The organism is Serratia sp. BNK-12 (genome assembly GCF_047456085.1).
Classification (GTDB): Bacteria; Pseudomonadota; Gammaproteobacteria; order Enterobacterales; family Enterobacteriaceae; genus Serratia; species Serratia liquefaciens.
In genome coordinates, this window is record NZ_CP179896.1 from 5,299,501 (window position 1) to 5,316,764 (window position 17,264).

Here is a 17,264-nt window from a genome sequence, read left to right on the forward strand (position 1 = left end):
GCCGCCCGAAGGCAGCGCGTGATCAGGGTAACAAAGCAAAACAGCGTTAGTCGTGCTCTTCCCACGCTTGTGCGCGGGCAACCGCTTTTTTCCAGCCGCTATAACGGAAGTTACGCTCGGTGGTTTCAATGCTTGGACGGAACTCGCGTTCGATAACCGCCTTGCTCTTCACTTCATCCAGGTCATTCCAGTAGCCGATAGCCAGGCCTGCCAGGAATGCGGCACCCAGCGCAGTCGATTCACGCACTTCAGGGCGCTCGACACGGGTACCGAGGATGTCTGACTGGAACTGCATCAGGAAGTTGTTGGCGACCGCGCCACCGTCCACACGCAGCGATTGCAGACGGGTATTGGAGTCTGCCTGCATGGCATCCAGCACGTCGCGCGTCTGATACGCAATGGATTCCAGCGTTGCACGGATGATGTGGTTGCTGTTCGCGCCGCGGGTCAGGCCGAAGATCGCGCCACGGGCATACGGGTCCCAGTAAGGAGCGCCCAGGCCGGTGAAGGCCGGGACCACATACACGCCGTTGCTGTCTTTCACCTTGGTGGCGAAGTACTCGGAGTCGGCCGCATCGCTGATCAGTTTCAGTTCGTCGCGCAACCACTGGATAGAAGCACCGCCGATGAACACAGCACCTTCCAGTGCGTAATTCACTTCGCCGCGTGGGCCGCAGGCGATGGTGGTCAACAGGCCGTGGCTTGAGCGTACCGCTTCTTTACCGGTGTTCATCAGCAGGAAGCAGCCGGTACCGTAGGTGTTTTTCGCCATGCCCGGTTGAACACACAGTTGGCCGTACAGCGCCGCCTGCTGGTCACCGGCGATACCGGCGATAGGAATACGCGTACCGCCTTTACCACCGATGTTGGTCTGGCCATACACTTCAGAAGAAGGACGGACTTTAGGCAGCATGGCGCGTGGGATATCCAGCGCTTCCAGCATGCGGTCATCCCAATCCAGCTCATGGATGTTGAACATCATGGTACGTGAGGCGTTGGTGTAATCGGTCACATGCACCCGCCCTTGGGTCATTTTCCACACCAGCCAGGTATCGACGGTACCGAACAGCAGCTCGCCGCGTTTGGCGCGTTCGCGGGCGCCTTCAACGTTGTCGAGGATCCATTTTACCTTGGTGCCGGAGAAGTACGGGTCAACCACCAGGCCGGTATTGTGACGGATGTACTCTTCCAGGCCGTCACGCTTGAGCTTTTCGCAGATGTCGGCGGTGCGGCGGCATTGCCAGACGATGGCGTTGTAAATCGGTTTGCCGGTCTCTTTTTCCCAGACGATGGTGGTTTCACGCTGGTTGGTGATGCCGATACCGGCGATCTGATCGGAATTGATATCGGCTTTCGCCAGCACTTCCACCAGCGTGGAGCTCTGTGATGACCAGATCTCCATAGGATCATGCTCAACCCAGCCGGCTTTTGGGTAAATCTGCGTGAACTCGCGCTGGGATACCGCAACAATGTTGGCATCGTGGTCGAGCACTACGGCACGTGAACTGGTGGTACCCTGGTCGAGAGCGACAATGTATTTTTTTTCTACAGTCATGATCTTAGTCCTGCTGTTGTTAACCGTTTTAAAACTGTGTCAATCACGCTTTACGCTGCTGGGCCTTGGCGGCGGGTTGTTCTTCGTCTACACAAACGTCACACGGCAGATTGCGGCCAATGAGCATGCGGTAGCCGAAGGCACCCAGGCAGGCACCGATGATTGGACCAAAGATTGGCACCAGGAAGTACGGAATATCACGTGCACCGGTGAAGGCCACTTTGCCCCAGCCGGCCAGATAAGCGAACATTTTCGGGCCGAAGTCACGCGCCGGGTTCAGCGCAAAGCCGGTTAATGGTCCCATAGAGGCGCCGATCACGGCAATCAGAATACCGATCAACAGCGGGGCCAGCGGGCCGCGCGGGATGCCGTTACCGTCATCGGTCAGCGCCAGGATCAGGCACATCAGGATTGCGGTAATGACCGTTTCAACCAGGAACGCCTGGCCAACGGAAATGTGCGCATTCGGGTAGGTAGAGAAGATGCCGGCCAGGGCCAGGCTTTCGTCGCTGCCGCGTACCATATGATTGGCCGCTTCGAAATCGAAGAACAGGTTGTAGTACAACCCGTAGACCAGGGCTGCTGCACAGAAGGCTCCGGCGATCTGCGCGACAATGTAAGGCAGTACTTTGCGTCCGTCAAAGCAGGCGAACAACCACAGCGCAATGGTCACGGCCGGGTTGAGGTGCGCGCCGGAGATGGCAGCGGTCAAATAGATGGCCATGGCGACGCCCAGGCCCCAAATGATACTGATTTCCCATTGGCCGAAGCTGGCGCCTGCCAGTTTCAGCGCGGCAACGCAGCCTACGCCAAAAAAGATCAACAGACCGGTGCCGAGGAACTCAGCGATGCACTGGCCTTTTAGGGTCGGACTGGTGGTTTGGCTCATAATGTTGTTGTCCTGCAAAACGGCGGTTATAGGTTTATAGGCTCGGAAGGTGTATCGATCCGTCCTAGGGGTACAGTTTTTTTCATCTCGTCCAATTATTAATTGAGGACGTGATGTAAATTTATCGTTAACGAACATAAACGAGAAATAGCGAAATCAAAATGTGTGTGCTTCGTCATAAAATTGAGCGAATTCGCGTCGTTTTGTGTTCTTTCTGCTCCATAAAACTGTGATCTGACCAGTGCTTTTATCCCCGACTGTTAACAAATCAATTTATGACCGAGAGGCATTTTCGGTTTTTGCTGATGGTGGGGGCAGGAAAATTGCAACAGACTGCGCGATGAGCCGGATGTTGCTAGACAGCCGGGGACAGGCTACTTACAATCGTTTTTATCGAAAGAAGCGTTTTATCGAGACAGGCGCGTTATTTTCAATAAAAGCGTGTGTCACTTGGCGCGATGCATATTCGCAGCAGTTGCAACCTGAGTTGCGGCCGTTACCTATAGATGTACGCCTTGCTATCATGAGGGGACTGAAGAATGTCATTTGAAGTATTTGAGAAATTGGAATCAAAAGTTCAGCAGGCGATCGATACCATCACCCTGCTGCAGATGGAAATTGAAGAGCTGAAAGAAAAAAACAATACTCTGTCTCAGGAAGTTCAGGCTGCCTCCGGCAACCAGGAATCGCTGGTACGCGAGAACCAGCAACTGAAAGAAGAGCAGCACGTATGGCAAGACCGCCTGCGCGCGCTGTTGGGCAAAATGGAAGAAGTCTGATTCCGTATTGCACGATCGAAAAGGGCGCCTGAGGCGCCCTTTTTCATGTCGGAAGATTACTCGATATCGAGCGGGTCTTCGGACAGAATAATACCGGTGTTGTCGGCATACAGATGATCGCCGGAGAAGAAGGTCACGCCGCCAAAGTTTACGCGGATGTCGCTTTCGCCGATGCTTTCACTGGCTGCGCCGACCGGAATGGCCGCCATCGCCTGAATGCCGATGTCCAGTTCTTCCAGATCGTCCACCTGGCGTACCGCACCGTAAACCACGATGCCTTCCCATTCGTTCTGGGTTGCCAGGCGCGCCAGTTCTGCGTTGATCAGGGCACGGCGAACCGAACCACCGCCATCAATCACCAGAACACGGCCGCGACCGTTTTCTTCAAGCAGCTCGAATAACAGGCCGTTATCCTCAAAGCATTTCACCGTAGTGATTTGCCCGCCAAATGAAGTACGCCCGCCAAAATTGGAGAATAGAGGTTCAACAACGTTTACCTCTTCATGATAGATGTCGCAAAGTTCGGAAGTATCGTATTTCATAGGATTTTACGTCTGTTTGCCGCTGGAATAACCAGTATATCCCTTTATCCGCCCTGTTGGCAAAATCATCAGTTCGATGGCTAACTGAGCACCACGCCAATCGCGAACAACACATTGGCCAACAGCGCCGCTTTGACCATATGTTCCAGCATCGGGCGCATGCCTGCCGGCGTTGGATCGCGTAACACGCGCAGGCCGTGGCGCACCAGTAACGGGATAGCCAGGACAAACAGCCAGCCCCACGGGCTATGCAGGTTAAGCAGCGTGAACAGCGCGAAGCAGGCTACTGCGCCGATCAGCAGCGCCACGTGGTAATAGCGTGCATTCTGTGGCCCAAGGCGTACCGCCAGCGTATTTTTGCCGTTGGCGCGGTCGCTTTCGATATCGCGCAAATTATTGATGTTCAGCACCGCGGTGGCCAGCAGGCCGCAGGCCGTGGCCGGCAACATCACGATACTGTCGAACGCATGGGTTTGCAGGTAGTAGGTGCCCGCCACGCTCAGCCAGCCAAAGAACACCAGCACCGAAATGTCACCCAGCCCCAGATAGCCATAGGGTTTGGTGCCGACGGTATAGGTAATGGCGGCGACGATAGACAGCCCGCCCAGCACCAGGAAGCCCACCACGTCGCTGGGTTGTTCGCAGGCAACGGCGATCAATGAACAGCCGGCAATCGCGATCAACACTACCGTCACCACCAGCGCGCGCTTCATTTGTGCCTGGGTGATCATGCCTTTCTGCATGCCGCGCAACGGCCCGATGCGATCTTCTTTATCGCTGCCTTTTACCGCATCGCCATAGTCGTTCGCCAGGTTGGAGAGGATTTGCAGCAGGCCAGCAGTCAGGAGTGCCAGCAGCGCCACGCCGGGTTTCAGGCTGCCTTGCCAGGCGGCAATGGCGGAACCGACGACGATCGAGGCAAAGGCCAGCGGCAGGGTGCGCGGTCGTAAACTTTCAAGCCAGGCTCTGGCCGGGGAGGTGGTAGTTGATGAGCTCATTTTTCGCTTCAGAGTTAGTGGCTGTGTCCGTTAGAAATAATTGTGGGAGGCAATGCCTCCCACAGATGACTGACTGGACATGATTGAGCGATTATAGGATAAAACGACTCAAATCTTCATCCGCTACCAGTTCATCCAGATGATTACGTACGTAATCCGCATCAATTGTAATGGATTGACCATTAATTTCACTCGCATCATAGGAAATATCTTCCATCAGACGCTCAAGCACGGTGTGCAAACGACGCGCGCCGATGTTTTCGGTGCTTTCGTTAACCTGCCATGCGGCTTCTGCGATGCGGCGGATGCCATCGGCGGTGAAGTCGATATTGACGCCTTCGGTACCCATCAGCGCTTTGTACTGCTCGGTCAGCGACGCGCTTGGCTCGGTCAGGATGCGCTCGAAATCTTCGGTGGTCAGCGCCTGCAATTCAACGCGGATCGGCAGGCGGCCCTGCAGTTCCGGGATCAAATCTGACGGGCTGGCGGTCTGGAATGCGCCGGAGGCGATAAACAGAATGTGATCGGTTTTCACCATGCCGTGCTTGGTGGAGACGGTACAGCCTTCCACCAGTGGCAGCAGATCGCGCTGAACGCCTTCACGTGACACGTCCGGGCCGGAGCTCTGGCCACCGCGCTTACAGATTTTGTCGATCTCGTCGATAAACACGATGCCGTGCTGTTCAACCGCTTCAATCGCCTGTTCTTTCAGCTCTTCCGGGTTCACCAGTTTGGCCGCTTCTTCTTCCACCAGCAGTTTGAAGGCTTCTTTAATCTTCAGCTTGCGCGGTTTCTGCTTTTGGCCGCCGAGGTTCTGGAACATCGACTGCAGCTGGTTGGTCATCTCTTCCATGCCCGGAGGAGCCATGATCTCCACGCCCATCGGCGCGGCAGCCAGATCGATCTCGATTTCTTTATCGTCCAACTGGCCTTCACGCAGTTTCTTGCGGAATGCCTGACGTGCAGCAGAAGGCTCTTGATGCTCTTCCGCCTGGCCCCAGTTGTTCTTGGCCGGCGGGATCAGCACATCGAGGATACGCTCTTCGGCCAGCTCTTCGGCACGGGTGCGGTTCTTGTCGATTGACTGCAGGCGCACCATTTTGATCGCGGCATCGGTCAGATCGCGGATGATGGAATCCACTTCTTTACCGACGTAGCCCACTTCGGTGAACTTGGTGGCTTCAACCTTGATGAACGGCGCGTTGGCCAGCTTCGCCAGACGGCGGGCGATTTCGGTTTTACCGACGCCGGTCGGGCCGATCATCAGAATGTTCTTTGGTGTGACTTCATGGCGCAGCATCTCGTTGAGCTGCATCCGGCGCCAGCGGTTACGCAGGGCGATGGCAACGGCACGTTTGGCTTTGTTCTGGCCAATGATGTAGCTGTCCAGTTCGCTGACGATCTCGCGCGGGGTCATTTCAGACATAGTATTCGATCCTTACGCTTTGGAAGGCAATTCTTCAATGGTGTGGAAATGGTTGGTGTAAATACAGATGTCGCCGGCGATGTTGAGGGATTTATCAACAATTTCGCGGGCGCTCAGTTCGGTATTTTCCAACATCGCACGAGCGGCTGCCTGGGCGTACGGACCGCCGGAGCCAATCGCAATCAAATCGTTTTCAGGCTGGATCACGTCACCGTTACCGGTGATGATCAGCGATGAGTTTTCATCCGCGACGGCCAGCAGCGCTTCGAGCTTGCGCAGCATGCGGTCGGTACGCCAGTCTTTCGCCAATTCAACGGCTGCTTTCACCAGGTGACCCTGGTGCATTTCCAGCTTGCGCTCGAACAGCTCAAATAGCGTGAAGGCATCCGCGGTGCCACCGGCAAAACCGGCAATCACTTTATCGTTATACAGGCGACGTACTTTCTTGACGTTGCCCTTCATTACCGTATTGCCCAAGGTGGCCTGGCCATCGCCACCGATCACTACCTGGCCATTGCGGCGTACGCTTACAATTGTTGTCACGAGCAGACCCTCGTTGAAGACGGAAAGAAGCCCTCGCAGCATCTGCTTGCGCAGACACTACGAGGCATATTGAGAGTATAGATGGGGGGGGATTGACGCTTTTCAACCCCCAACGGAGAGGGGAATGCAACTTGACATGCCTACGCCCTTCAGGCGCGACAGGGTTTTGTCCGCAGCAGCCCGGCTGCTGTATGGGCCAAGAACCACGCGATTCCAGCCTCCGCCGGCGGTGATACGGCTTTCGATGCCTTCAAACGCCAGGCGCGCACGTACGGATTCTGCCTGATCGGTGGCGCGGAACGAGCCGCACTGTACCATCCACTTCTGCTTCGATTCTGGCTTGGTTTCCGTTTCCTGCTTGGCCGTTTCCTGTTTCACTTCCGGTTTCGGCTGCGGTTTTGGCTCAGGATGCTTAACCTGCGCAGGCGGCGGTGTGACCGGCTGCGGTTTGGGTTGCGGCTTAGGCTGTTGCTGCACCGGCTGTGTCGTCGCACCGTTGTTAAATGGATTACGCGGCTGAGTCACCTGCGGCTGCTGTTGGACCTGTTGCTGCTGGATTGGCTGCTGTTGCATCTGCTGTTGCATCTGCTGTTGCTGCTGGCGGTTGTTACGCGCAGCGGCTTGTGAAGGGTCGTTATACGGCACTTCATTGAGCTGCGTCGGGCGCTGTTGCATATCCGCCTGCATTTGATCCAGCAGTTGGCGCTGCTCGGCGGTCAGCTGAGTCTTGGAGTTGGCTTCGCCGCCAGCCGTCGGTTCGGTCGGGGTTTGTACGCCAATCTGGCGATTCTCCAGCTCTTTGATATAACGCCAACGTTCTTCCGGCTTCGGCGGTAGGCCATTGCCCGGACGATTGGTGTGCGCAGGCAGCAGCGGCACGTCATCCGGCTTGTTGTGCGTAATGAAATAGAGGCCACCGACAAATATCACCAGAAGTGCGACGGCCAGCGCCAACACGGTTTTGGAGACCTTCGGAGAACTGCGTTTTTTACGGCTGGGGGTTTTTCGCTTAGCTCCTGCTGCGCGCCCACGGCTTACATAGTCTTTTTGTGCCACTATTATTCCGCTGTGTCCTGATGAGGGGATAAGTCCGTCATGTTACTGAACCCTAAAATGTTTGACTAGCGTTTAGGGGCAGCCGTGCTGCCTCTGATAATCAATTCACTGTCCAAAAGCCGGGAGCCGCTGGCCACGTTCTGTCCGTGCAACTGCTCCAACAGCAACAGCATTGCCTGTTGGCCAATCTGGTAGCGCGGTTGAGCCACCGTGGTTAACGGCGGATCGCAATACTGCGCCAGTTTAATGTCGTCAAAGCCGACGATGGAGAGGTCCTGCGGTACCCGCAGCCCCATTTTTTTCGCCTGCGACAGCACGCCAATCGCCATTACGTCGCTATGGCAGAAGACTGCCGTCGGTGGTTTTGGTTGCGCCATCAGCGCCGCTAGCGCCTGCGCGCCAGCTTCGTAGGTGAAATCACCTCGGGTAATATAGCTGCTTTCGACGCTAATGCCATTACGACGTAGCGCCTGAATGTAACCTTGCAGCCGATAATGGCTCAACGGCATCTGTTCAGGCCCGGCGACACAGGCGATTTGCTTGTGTCCGAGCTGATGTAAATAATGCACGGCCTCGAAGGCGGCGGTCAGGTTATCGATGTGTACCGTCGGCAGTTCCAGCTCCGGGGCAAACTCGTTGGCCATCACCATCGGCGGCAGATTGCGTTGTTCTTCCTTGCTGGCGTCGAACGGCAGGTTGGAGCCGAGCAGCAGCATGCCATCGATTTGCTTGGTGATAATCAAATTGACGAAGGTGCGTTCCTGTTGGTTTTGTTGCGCGCAGTCGCCAATCAGCACCAGATAACCCTGTTGTGCCGCGGTCTGCTCGATCCCCTGGATCACATCGGCGAAAAAGGGATCGCAAATGTCGGGGACGATCACCAGGATGGTGCGGGATTCGTTGCGTTTGATATTACGGGAGAGGGCATGAGGAGAATAGCCTACGGCCAGCACGGCCTGTTCCACTTTCTGACGCGTCGGCGTTGACACCTTTTCCGGATTCATCAACGCACGCGACACGGTTGCCGTTGAAACGCCCGCCATTTCGGCAACGTCTTTCATGGTTGCCATGGATAATTCTTTCTTGTGTTCCAACGCCTTTCTCCTTGCGTTAGCCCCATGCCAACGCGACTACTTCAGTTTGCTCACAAATTCTGGCGTGCGGTGGAGTTGTTATGATTTAGCGCCATCCGCGCTTAAACATTCGGTCACGGTAGTGCAGCGGTGACAAAATTGCCTTCACAGACATTCTAAACAGAATATGTCCTGCCTTTGTTACCTAATTTGCATAAAAAGTGTGACCTGAGGAGGTTTTTTAGCGTTCGCTCGCAATTTCAAGGGTAAACGTTTGCCTGGCAGGAACTGAATCAGACTTTTCTGGGTTCAGCTGTCTATCGGGTCGATGTCCAGCGTCCATTTCACCTTGCGTGCCTGCGGCAGGGTACCGACTAACGGCAGGGTGCTCTTCATCAGCCGTTGTAACACCTGCCGTGAAGGGTGCTGCAACAGTAACTGCCAACGAAAACGGCCGCCGCGTTTTGACTGTAGCGCGGGAACCGGCCCCATCACCCACAGGGAATCGTCCTTCAGCGGACTGGCTTCCAGCAGATTGCGCAATTGCTGCAGGAATTGCGGAGCCTGTTGGTTGTCGTGATCTTCCGAACGGACAATGATGTGGCTGGTATAGGGTGGCAGGAATACGCTGTTGCGCTCTGCCAGCGTCTGTTTGGCAAAGGCGTCGTAGCCCTGTTGCAACAGAATTTGCAGCAGCGGATGTTCCGGATGATGGGTTTGCAGCAACACTTCGCCGGCTTTACCTGCCCGGCCGGCACGACCGGAAACCTGGGTATACAACTGGGCAAAACGCTCGGCGGAACGGAAGTCGGCCGAGAACAGCGCACCGTCAACGTCCAGCAAGGCCACCAGCGTGACATCCGGGAAATGGTGCCCTTTTGCCAGCATCTGGGTACCGATCAAAATACGCGCACCGCCGCGGTGAATATCCGCCAGGTGCTGTTCCAGCGAGCCCTTGCGGCTGGTGGTGTCGCGATCGATGCGGGTGATGGGCGTTTCCGGGAACAGCGGCGCCAGTTCGTTTTCCAACTGTTCGGTGCCGACGCCCACCGACACCAGGTGCGTCGAACCGCACTGCGGACACTGGTGCGGTACCGGGCGCTGGCTGTCGCAGTGGTGGCAGCGCAGTTGACGTTGGTTTTGGTGGAAGGTGTAGTAATGATCGCAGCGCTGGCATTCGGCAATCCAGCCGCATTCGTGACACAGCAACGCCGGGGCGTAGCCACGACGGTTAAGGAACAGCATCACCTGGTTACCGGCCTTCAAATGGTGCTGCATGCTTTTCAGCAACGGCTGCGACAACCCTACCTTCAGCGGCAGGCCTTTCAGATCGATCAGGTGCTGAGCCGCCGGTTTGGCGTTGCCCGCACGCTGGGTGAGTTTCAACTGGCGATATTTGCCCAATTGCACGTTGTGCAACGTTTCCAGCGCCGGTGTCGCGGAGCCCATCACCATCGGGATGTTTTCCTCGCGGGCGCGGAACACCGCCAGATCGCGTGCGTGGTAGCGCCAGCCTTCCTGCTGTTTATAAGAGCTGTCGTGCTCCTCGTCGATGATGATCACGCCCAGGCGTGCAAACGGGGTAAACAGCGCCGAGCGGGTGCCGATGACAATCGCCGCTTCGCCGCTGCGGGCGCGCAACCACACCGACAGCCGTTCGCTGTCGTTAAGACCGGAGTGCAGCACCTCTACCGGCGCATTGAAGCGTTCGCGAAAGCGGGCGATGGTTTGCGGCGTCAGGCCGATTTCCGGCACCAGCACCAGCGCCTGTTTGCCGGCCGCCAGAATGTTTTCCAGCACGCTGAGATAGACCTCGGTTTTGCCGGAGCCGGTGACCCCGGCCAGCAGCCAGGCGGCGAACTGAGTATCTTCGCTGCGGATGGCGCCCACGGCGGTTGCCTGCTCGGTGTTCAATCGTAACCGTTCGCCCAGCACTTCAAAGCCGGGCCGCCAGTCTTGCGTTGCTACCGTCTGGGCCCGTAAATCGACCAGCCCCTTGGTGCGCAAGGCCTGCAAAGCGCTCTCGGTTAACGCCAGTTCATTGACCTGGTGGCGATAAACCGGGCGTTGCAGCAATGCCGCCAGCGCCTGCTGTTGTTTGGGGGCGCGCTTCAGGCTTTCCGGCGGCGTGGCGCGGCCCTGTTCGGTCGCGAACCATTGCCACAGCGGGGCCGTTTCCGCCGCTTTCCCCTGACGCAGCAGGATGGGCAGCGCGTGGAACAGCACTTCGCCGATCGGGTAATGGTAATAGTCGCTGGCCCAGCGAAGAATACGCCACAGGCTGGAGGAGAATAAGGAGGCGTCGTCGATCACGCTGTCGATCGGTTTGAGCTTATCCAGCGGCAATTCGCTGGTTTCGCTGCAGCCGGTGACGATACCGATCGCCCGCTGCTTGCCCCAGGGAACGCCTACGCGCGCGCCGACCGCAGGCTGCAGGCCTTGCGGCAGCAGATAGTCGAAGGTGCGGGCGAGGGGTACCGGCAAAGCAACGTGAACAACAGGCATTGAGGTCATCCAGAGTAAAAAAACAGTCCATCAGTTTACACGGCGCATCGGCAAATGTACGGTTCCGATTGCGTGGTACTTTTAATTCTGTATAATTTGCCGCCTTTGGTATAATTCGATACCAAATTTTATTATCAACCACGTGTGGTGTCTGGCGAAACAGGGCTGGATAGCGACACGGCCTTAACTGAGGTTTCCCATGAAACAAGGTATCCACCCAAAATACGAAGAAGTTACTGCTAACTGCTCTTGCGGTAACGTGATCAAAATCCGCTCTACCGTGGGTCACGATCTGAACCTGGACGTTTGTGGCGAATGCCACCCGTTCTACACTGGCAAGCAGCGTGACGTTGCTACCGGTGGCCGCGTTGACCGCTTCAACAAGCGTTTCAGCGTGCCAGGCGCTAAGAAATAAGATTTCTTATCGTCAGATGAAAAAGGCGCCTTCGGCGCCTTTTTTCGTTTCTACCGTCTGCTTTCGCAGACCGGCGCTTAGTATTCCCAGGTATCGGGATCCACACCCAATTCACGCATCAACAGCTTCGCGGCTTCCGGGATTTCATCGCTGCGTTCTTTGCGCAGGTCTTCGTCGTTCGGCAGCGGCTGGCCGGTAAAGGCGTGCAGAAACGCTTCACACAGCAATTCGCTGTTGGTGGCGTGGCGCAGGTTATTGACCTGGCGACGGGTCCGTTCATCGGTGAGGATTTTCAGGACCTTCAGCGGAATGGATACCGTGATCTTTTTGACTTGCTCGCTTTTTTTACCGTGTTCAGCGTAAGGGCTGACATACTCGCCGTTCCACTCAGCCATGGGACACCTTAAATTTGTCAGAAAAATTACAAAATTCTAAAAACCGGCCAATTATGCCCGATCTTCACTGTTCTCACTAAATAAATGTCAATTATACGCGACCAGGGTCACTGAATGCGGACGATCAATAGGTGTCGCCTATGCATTCCGGGTTAACATCGTATCGTCATATCAAACCGGCATAATTTTAGCGGGTATTAGGGCATTGCTCAATCTATACGCAAAGAAGTTTAGATGTCCAGATGTATTGACGTCTATCCTCGCTGCGATTAATCTTTAGGCCTCATTCATCCGAATCCCGAGAGCCGAGCGACCCTATGACGCGTAAACCTGCCACGATTGCCGTACGTAGCGGCCTGAACGATGACGAACAGTACGGCTGCGTTGTTCCGCCGATCCACCTTTCCAGCACCTATAATTTTACCGACTTCAATCAGCCTCGCGCTCATGACTACTCGCGCCGCGGTAACCCGACGCGTGACGTGGTCCAGCGTGCGCTGGCGGAACTGGAAGGCGGTGCCGGTGCGGTGATGACCAGCAGCGGGATGTCGGCGATCCATCTGGTGACCACCGTATTGCTGCAGCCCGGCGATCTGCTGGTGGCGCCGCATGATTGCTACGGCGGCAGCTACCGGTTGTTCGATAGCCTCAGCAAGCGTGGCGCTTACCGCGTGCTGTTTGTCGATCAGGGGAATGAAGAGGCGCTGCAGCAGGCGTTGGCGCAAAAGCCCAAGCTGGTGCTGATTGAAAGTCCAAGTAACCCGCTGCTGCGCGTGGTGGATATTGCGGCGATATGCGATGCAGCGCACGCAGTGGGGGCCTTGACGGTGGTGGACAACACCTTCCTCAGCCCGGCGCTGCAGCAACCCATCGGGCTGGGTGCCGATCTGGTGGTGCATTCCTGCACCAAATATCTTAACGGCCATTCCGACGTGGTCGCCGGCGCGGTGATCGCCAAAGATAAAGATCTGGCGGTGGAGCTGGCGTGGTGGGCCAATAATATCGGCGTGACCGGCGGCGCGTTCGACAGCTATTTGTTGCTGCGCGGCATGCGTACCCTGTCGCCGCGTATCAAGGCGGCGCAACAAAACGCCGAAGCTATTGTCAGTTATTTACAGCAGCAACCCTTGGTGAAAAAGCTGTATCATCCTTCTCTGCCACAGAACCCTGGGCACGAGATTGCACGTCGTCAGCAACGCGGTTTTGGCGCGATGCTCAGCTTTGAACTGGACGGTGATGAAGCGCTATTGCGCCGTTTTCTGTCTGCCCTTGAGCTGTTTACTCTGGCAGAATCGTTGGGCGGCGTAGAAAGCCTGATCTCGCATGCAGCGACCATGACCCATGCAGGTATGGCGGCAGAAGCCCGTGCGGCGGCCGGTATTTCCGAGAGCCTGCTGCGTATCTCCGTGGGTATTGAAGACAGTGAAGATTTGATTGCCGATCTGGAACGTGCCTTCCAGGCGGCGGCAACGAGGTAAGCATGAATGCAATTGCGGTAGCAGGGCCGGTGAGCGGGCGTCAACTGCACAAGTTTGGCGGCAGCAGCCTGGCGGACGTGAAGTGTTATCTGCGGGTGGCCGGGATCATGGCCGAATACAGCCAGCCAGGCGACATGATGGTGGTGTCGGCTGCCGGCAGCACCACCAACCAACTGATTAGCTGGCTGAAGCTGAGTCAGAGCGATCGCCTTTCTGCGCATCAGGTTCAGCAGACGCTGCGTCGTTATCACAGCGATTTGATTAGCGGTCTGTTACCGCCGGAAACCGCTGAACCCTTGATCGCCGAGTTTATTCAGGATCTGGAGCGTCTGGCCGTGTTGCTGGACGAAAAGCTCGACGACGTCATCTATGCCGAGGTGGTTGGTCACGGCGAGATCTGGTCGGCGCGCCTGATGGCGGCGGTACTGAACAAACTGGATATGCAGGCGGCCTGGTTGGACGCGCGCGATTTCCTGCGGGCGGAACGTGCTGCCCAGCCGCAGGTTGATGAAGGCCGTTCTTATCCTCTGCTGCAACAATTGCTGGCACAGCATCCGGGCAAACGCCTGGTGGTGACCGGTTTTATTTCACGCAATGACGCCGGTGAAACCGTGCTGTTAGGGCGTAACGGCAGTGACTATTCCGCCACGCAGGTCGGTGCGTTGGCCGGTGCGGAGCGCGTGACCATCTGGAGCGACGTGGCTGGGGTCTACAGCGCCGATCCCCGCAAGGTGAAAGACGCCTGCCTGCTGCCGCTGCTGCGCCTGGACGAAGCCAGTGAACTGGCACGTTTGGCGGCTCCGGTGCTGCACACCCGTACTTTGCAGCCGGTATCCGGCAGCGATATCGATCTTCAACTGCGTTGCAGTTATCAGCCGGAACAGGGTTCAACGCGTATCGAACGCGTGCTGGCCTCGGGCACCGGTGCGAAGATCGTCACCAGCCATGACGACGTGTGTTTGATTGAGCTGCAGGTTGCCAGTCAGCATGATTTTAAACTGGCGCAGCAAGAGTTGGATTTGGTGCTTAAGCGCGCGCAGATCAAACCGTTGGCGGTAGGGGTTCATCCGGACCGCAGTCTGGTTCAGCTGTGCTACACCTCCGAAGTGGTGAACAGCGTCCTGCACACGCTGCAAAACGCGGGGCTGCCGGGTGAGCTGCAACTGCGCGAAGGCTTGGCGCTGGTGGCGCTGGTAGGTGCCGGCGTTTGTAAAAACCCGCTGCACAGCCATCGCTTCTATCAGCAACTGAAAGACCAGCCGGTAGAGTTTATCTGGCAGGCTGAAGACGGCATCAGCATGGTGGCGGTGCTGCGTCAGGGGCCAACCGCGCTGCTGATTCAGGGCCTGCATCAGACCCTGTTCCGCGCTGAAAAACGTATTGGTCTGGTGCTGTTCGGCAAAGGCAATATCGGCGCACGCTGGCTGGAGCTGTTTGCCCGCGAGCAGAAAAACATCTCCGCTCGCAGCGGCTTCGAATTCAGCCTGGCGGGCGTGGTGGACAGTCGCCGCAGCCTGCTCAATTACGACGGGCTGGACGCCAGCCGCGTATTGGCCTTCTTCGAGGACGAAGCGCAGGAACTGGACGAGGAGTCGTTGTTCTTGTGGATGCGCGCGCACCCGTTTGACGATCTGGTGGTGCTGGACGTGACCGCCAGTGAAAATCTGGCCGAGCAGTATCTGGACTTCGCCAGCTACGGTTTCCATGTGATCAGCGCCAACAAACTGGCGGGAGCGTCGTGCAGCGCCAACTATCGCCAAATTCGCGATGCCTTTGCCAAGACCGGCCGCCACTGGCTGTATAACGCTACCGTCGGTGCCGGTCTGCCGGTCAACCATACGGTACGCGATCTGCGCGACAGTGGTGACAGCATTCTGGCCATTAGCGGCATCTTCTCCGGTACGCTGTCCTGGCTGTTCCTGCAGTTCGACGGCACGGTGCCGTTCACCGACCTGGTGGATCAGGCCTGGCAACAGGGGCTGACAGAACCGGATCCCCGCGTCGATCTCTCCGGTCAGGATGTGATGCGCAAGCTGGTGATCCTGGCGCGCGAAGCGGGCTACGACATTGAGCCAAATCAGGTGCGGGTGGAGTCGCTGGTGCCTGCGGGCGCAGAGCTTGGCTCCGTGGATCAGTTCTTTGAAAATGGTGATGCGTTGAACCAACAGATGCTGCAGCGCTTTGAGGCCGCCAGTGAAATGGGGCTGGTGCTGCGCCATGTTGCGCGTTTCGATGCCAACGGCAAGGCGCGGGTCGGTGTAGAAGCGGTCCGCCCTGAGCACCCGCTGGCGTCGTTGCTGCCTTGCGATAACGTATTCGCTATCGAAAGCCGCTGGTATCGTGACAATCCGCTGGTGATCCGTGGACCCGGGGCCGGGCGCGACGTCACTGCCGGGGCGATCCAGTCAGACCTTAACCGTTTGGCGCAGCTGCTTTAATTTTCTTGTGGGCGCGCATTCGTCGCGCCCCTCGTTTTTCCTGCCATAATTCTCTGTGTTGCGAACATGAAATTCCTTCTCTTAACGGGTGAGGATTAATCATCGTATTCCCCTCACTTTCCTGTTGACTCTTTAGCCAACATGCGGCATTTTCTATCTAGACGTCTAAACGTATAGACGCTTATCAAAACAAGCAGAACAGCGATCGATAAGAGGCGGGCAGGGTATGAGTTTTTTCCACGCAAACCAGCGGGAAGCGCTGAATCAGAGTCTGGCGGAGTTAAACGGCCAGATTAACGTATCATTTGAATTCTTCCCGCCGCGCACCAGCGAGATGGAAGACACCCTGTGGCAATCCATTGACCGCCTGAGCAGCCTGAAGCCAAAATTTGTTTCCGTGACCTATGGCGCTAACTCCGGCGAGCGCGATCGCACCCACAGCATCATCAAAGGGATTAAGGATCGCACCGGTCTGGATGCGGCCCCACACCTGACCTGCATCGACGCCAGCCCGGCTCAGCTGCGTGAGATTGCGACCGATTACTGGAACAGCGGCATCCGGCATATAGTGGCACTGCGTGGCGACTTGCCACCGGGCAGCGGCAAGCCGGACATGTACGCGACCGATTTGGTGGCCTTGCTGAAGGAGGTTGGCGATTTCGATATCTCGGTTGCCGCTTACCCTGAAGTGCATCCGGAAGCGAAAAGCCCGCAGGCGGACCTGATTAACCTGAAACGTAAAATCGATGCCGGCGCCAACCGGGCGATTACCCAGTTCTTTTTCGATGTGGAAAGCTACCTGCGCTTCCGCGATCGTTGCGTCGCTACCGGCATTGATGTGGAAATCGTCCCGGGCATTCTGCCGGTATCCAACTTCAAGCAGCTGCAGCGTTTTGCCACCATGACCAACGTACGCGTACCGAGCTGGATGACCAGCATGTTTGAAGGGCTGGATGACGACGCGGAAACCCGCAAAATGGTCGGCGCCAATATCGCGATGGATATGGTGAAGATCCTCAGCCGCGAAGGGGTAAAGGATTTCCACTTCTATACGCTCAACCGTGCCGAGATGAGCTACGCCATTTGCCATACGCTGGGTGTGCGTCCGGTCGCGGCCTGATTCACTCTATTCATCATCATCGGGAAGGGCGCTGGGTCAATGCAGCGCCCTT

The 17,264-nt window shown here is 56.8% G+C and carries 15 protein-coding genes; 5 read left to right on the top strand and 10 right to left on the bottom strand.

The window, feature by feature from the left end; all coding sequences use genetic code 11:
* Positions 1 to 46: 46 nt before the first annotated feature.
* The gene (gene glpK, locus ACMGG1_RS24720; protein WP_020837549.1) at positions 47 to 1,555 is read right to left on the bottom strand and encodes a glycerol kinase GlpK; all 1,509 of its coding nucleotides are present in this window, start codon (positions 1,553 to 1,555) and stop codon (positions 47 to 49) included.
* Between the two features lie 43 nt (positions 1,556 to 1,598).
* Positions 1,599 to 2,444, bottom strand: a complete 846-nt coding sequence (locus tag ACMGG1_RS24725) for an MIP/aquaporin family protein (protein WP_020837548.1) — start codon at positions 2,442 to 2,444, stop codon at positions 1,599 to 1,601.
* A 539-nt stretch (positions 2,445 to 2,983) separates the two neighbouring features.
* Between ACMGG1_RS24725 and zapB the strand changes: the two genes are divergently transcribed.
* Positions 2,984 to 3,223, top strand: coding sequence for a septal ring assembly protein ZapB (gene zapB, locus ACMGG1_RS24730; protein WP_020837547.1), 240 nt, complete (start codon positions 2,984 to 2,986; stop codon positions 3,221 to 3,223).
* A 56-nt stretch (positions 3,224 to 3,279) separates the two neighbouring features.
* On the opposite strand, the gene rraA is transcribed toward zapB, so the two are convergent.
* The 7 genes from rraA to priA all read right to left on the bottom strand — a co-directional run bounded on the left by rraA (position 3,280) and on the right by priA (position 11,366).
* A complete protein-coding gene (rraA, locus tag ACMGG1_RS24735; RefSeq protein WP_020837546.1) occupies positions 3,280 to 3,765 on the bottom strand; it encodes a ribonuclease E activity regulator RraA in 486 nt (161 codons plus the stop codon).
* Between the two features lie 80 nt (positions 3,766 to 3,845).
* Positions 3,846 to 4,763: a 1,4-dihydroxy-2-naphthoate polyprenyltransferase gene (locus tag ACMGG1_RS24740; RefSeq protein WP_020837544.1), complete on the bottom strand. Its 918-nt coding sequence runs from the start codon at positions 4,761 to 4,763 to the stop codon at positions 3,846 to 3,848.
* Between the two features lie 91 nt (positions 4,764 to 4,854).
* Entirely contained in the window at positions 4,855 to 6,189 is a 1,335-nt protein-coding gene (hslU, locus tag ACMGG1_RS24745; RefSeq protein ID WP_020837542.1) for an HslU--HslV peptidase ATPase subunit, read from the bottom strand.
* A gap of 12 nt (positions 6,190 to 6,201) precedes the next feature.
* Complete coding sequence (gene hslV / locus ACMGG1_RS24750; RefSeq protein WP_012147466.1) at positions 6,202 to 6,732, bottom strand: ATP-dependent protease subunit HslV; 531 nt, start codon at positions 6,730 to 6,732, stop codon at positions 6,202 to 6,204.
* 102 nt (positions 6,733 to 6,834) lie between these two features.
* Positions 6,835 to 7,788 carry a cell division protein FtsN gene (gene ftsN, locus ACMGG1_RS24755; RefSeq protein ID WP_414161086.1) on the bottom strand — a complete coding sequence of 318 codons (954 nt, stop codon included), beginning with the start codon at positions 7,786 to 7,788 and terminating at the stop codon, positions 6,835 to 6,837.
* 65 nt (positions 7,789 to 7,853) lie between these two features.
* On the bottom strand, positions 7,854 to 8,882 hold the full coding sequence (cytR, locus tag ACMGG1_RS24760) for a DNA-binding transcriptional regulator CytR (RefSeq protein ID WP_020837535.1): 1,029 nt from the start codon (positions 8,880 to 8,882) through the stop codon (positions 7,854 to 7,856).
* A gap of 288 nt (positions 8,883 to 9,170) precedes the next feature.
* A complete protein-coding gene (priA, locus tag ACMGG1_RS24765) occupies positions 9,171 to 11,366 on the bottom strand; it encodes a primosomal protein N' (RefSeq protein WP_020837534.1) in 2,196 nt (731 codons plus the stop codon).
* Positions 11,367 to 11,565: 199 nt separating this feature from the next.
* Here priA and rpmE point away from each other — a divergent pair, with 199 nt between their 5' ends.
* Positions 11,566 to 11,781: a 50S ribosomal protein L31 gene (gene rpmE, locus ACMGG1_RS24770; protein ID WP_012147462.1), complete on the top strand. Its 216-nt coding sequence runs from the start codon at positions 11,566 to 11,568 to the stop codon at positions 11,779 to 11,781.
* A gap of 77 nt (positions 11,782 to 11,858) precedes the next feature.
* Here rpmE and metJ read toward each other — a convergent pair whose 3' ends face one another.
* On the bottom strand, positions 11,859 to 12,176 hold the full coding sequence (gene metJ / locus ACMGG1_RS24775) for a met regulon transcriptional regulator MetJ (RefSeq protein WP_012147461.1): 318 nt from the start codon (positions 12,174 to 12,176) through the stop codon (positions 11,859 to 11,861).
* Between the two features lie 317 nt (positions 12,177 to 12,493).
* Here metJ and metB point away from each other — a divergent pair, with 317 nt between their 5' ends.
* The 3 genes from metB (at position 12,494) to metF (ending at position 17,212) form a co-directional block, all read left to right on the top strand.
* Positions 12,494 to 13,654, top strand: a complete 1,161-nt coding sequence (gene metB / locus ACMGG1_RS24780; RefSeq protein ID WP_020837533.1) for a cystathionine gamma-synthase — start codon at positions 12,494 to 12,496, stop codon at positions 13,652 to 13,654.
* Positions 13,655 to 13,656: 2 nt separating this feature from the next.
* Entirely contained in the window at positions 13,657 to 16,092 is a 2,436-nt protein-coding gene (locus tag ACMGG1_RS24785; protein ID WP_020837532.1) for a bifunctional aspartate kinase/homoserine dehydrogenase II, read from the top strand.
* Between the two features lie 226 nt (positions 16,093 to 16,318).
* A complete protein-coding gene (gene metF, locus ACMGG1_RS24790) occupies positions 16,319 to 17,212 on the top strand; it encodes a methylenetetrahydrofolate reductase (protein ID WP_020837531.1) in 894 nt (297 codons plus the stop codon).
* Positions 17,213 to 17,264: the final 52 nt, after the last annotated feature.

Bases quoted from the DNA above. Each gene is read 5' to 3' on its own strand.
- ACMGG1_RS24740 (WP_020837544.1), bottom strand. From the start codon at position 4,763: ATGAGCTCATCAACTACCACCTCCCCGGCCAGAGCCTGGCTTGAAAGT.
- ACMGG1_RS24725 (WP_020837548.1), bottom strand. From the start codon at position 2,444: ATGAGCCAAACCACCAGTCCGACCCTAAAAGGCCAGTGCATCGCTGAG.
- rpmE (WP_012147462.1), top strand. From the start codon at position 11,566: ATGAAACAAGGTATCCACCCAAAATACGAAGAAGTTACTGCTAACTGC.
- metB (WP_020837533.1), top strand. From the start codon at position 12,494: ATGACGCGTAAACCTGCCACGATTGCCGTACGTAGCGGCCTGAACGAT.
- metJ (WP_012147461.1), bottom strand. From the start codon at position 12,176: ATGGCTGAGTGGAACGGCGAGTATGTCAGCCCTTACGCTGAACACGGT.
- ACMGG1_RS24785 (WP_020837532.1), top strand. From the start codon at position 13,657: ATGAATGCAATTGCGGTAGCAGGGCCGGTGAGCGGGCGTCAACTGCAC.
- priA (WP_020837534.1), bottom strand. From the start codon at position 11,366: ATGCCTGTTGTTCACGTTGCTTTGCCGGTACCCCTCGCCCGCACCTTC.
- metF (WP_020837531.1), top strand. From the start codon at position 16,319: ATGAGTTTTTTCCACGCAAACCAGCGGGAAGCGCTGAATCAGAGTCTG.
- rraA (WP_020837546.1), bottom strand. From the start codon at position 3,765: ATGAAATACGATACTTCCGAACTTTGCGACATCTATCATGAAGAGGTA.
- hslU (WP_020837542.1), bottom strand. From the start codon at position 6,189: ATGTCTGAAATGACCCCGCGCGAGATCGTCAGCGAACTGGACAGCTAC.
- zapB (WP_020837547.1), top strand. From the start codon at position 2,984: ATGTCATTTGAAGTATTTGAGAAATTGGAATCAAAAGTTCAGCAGGCG.
- glpK (WP_020837549.1), bottom strand. From the start codon at position 1,555: ATGACTGTAGAAAAAAAATACATTGTCGCTCTCGACCAGGGTACCACC.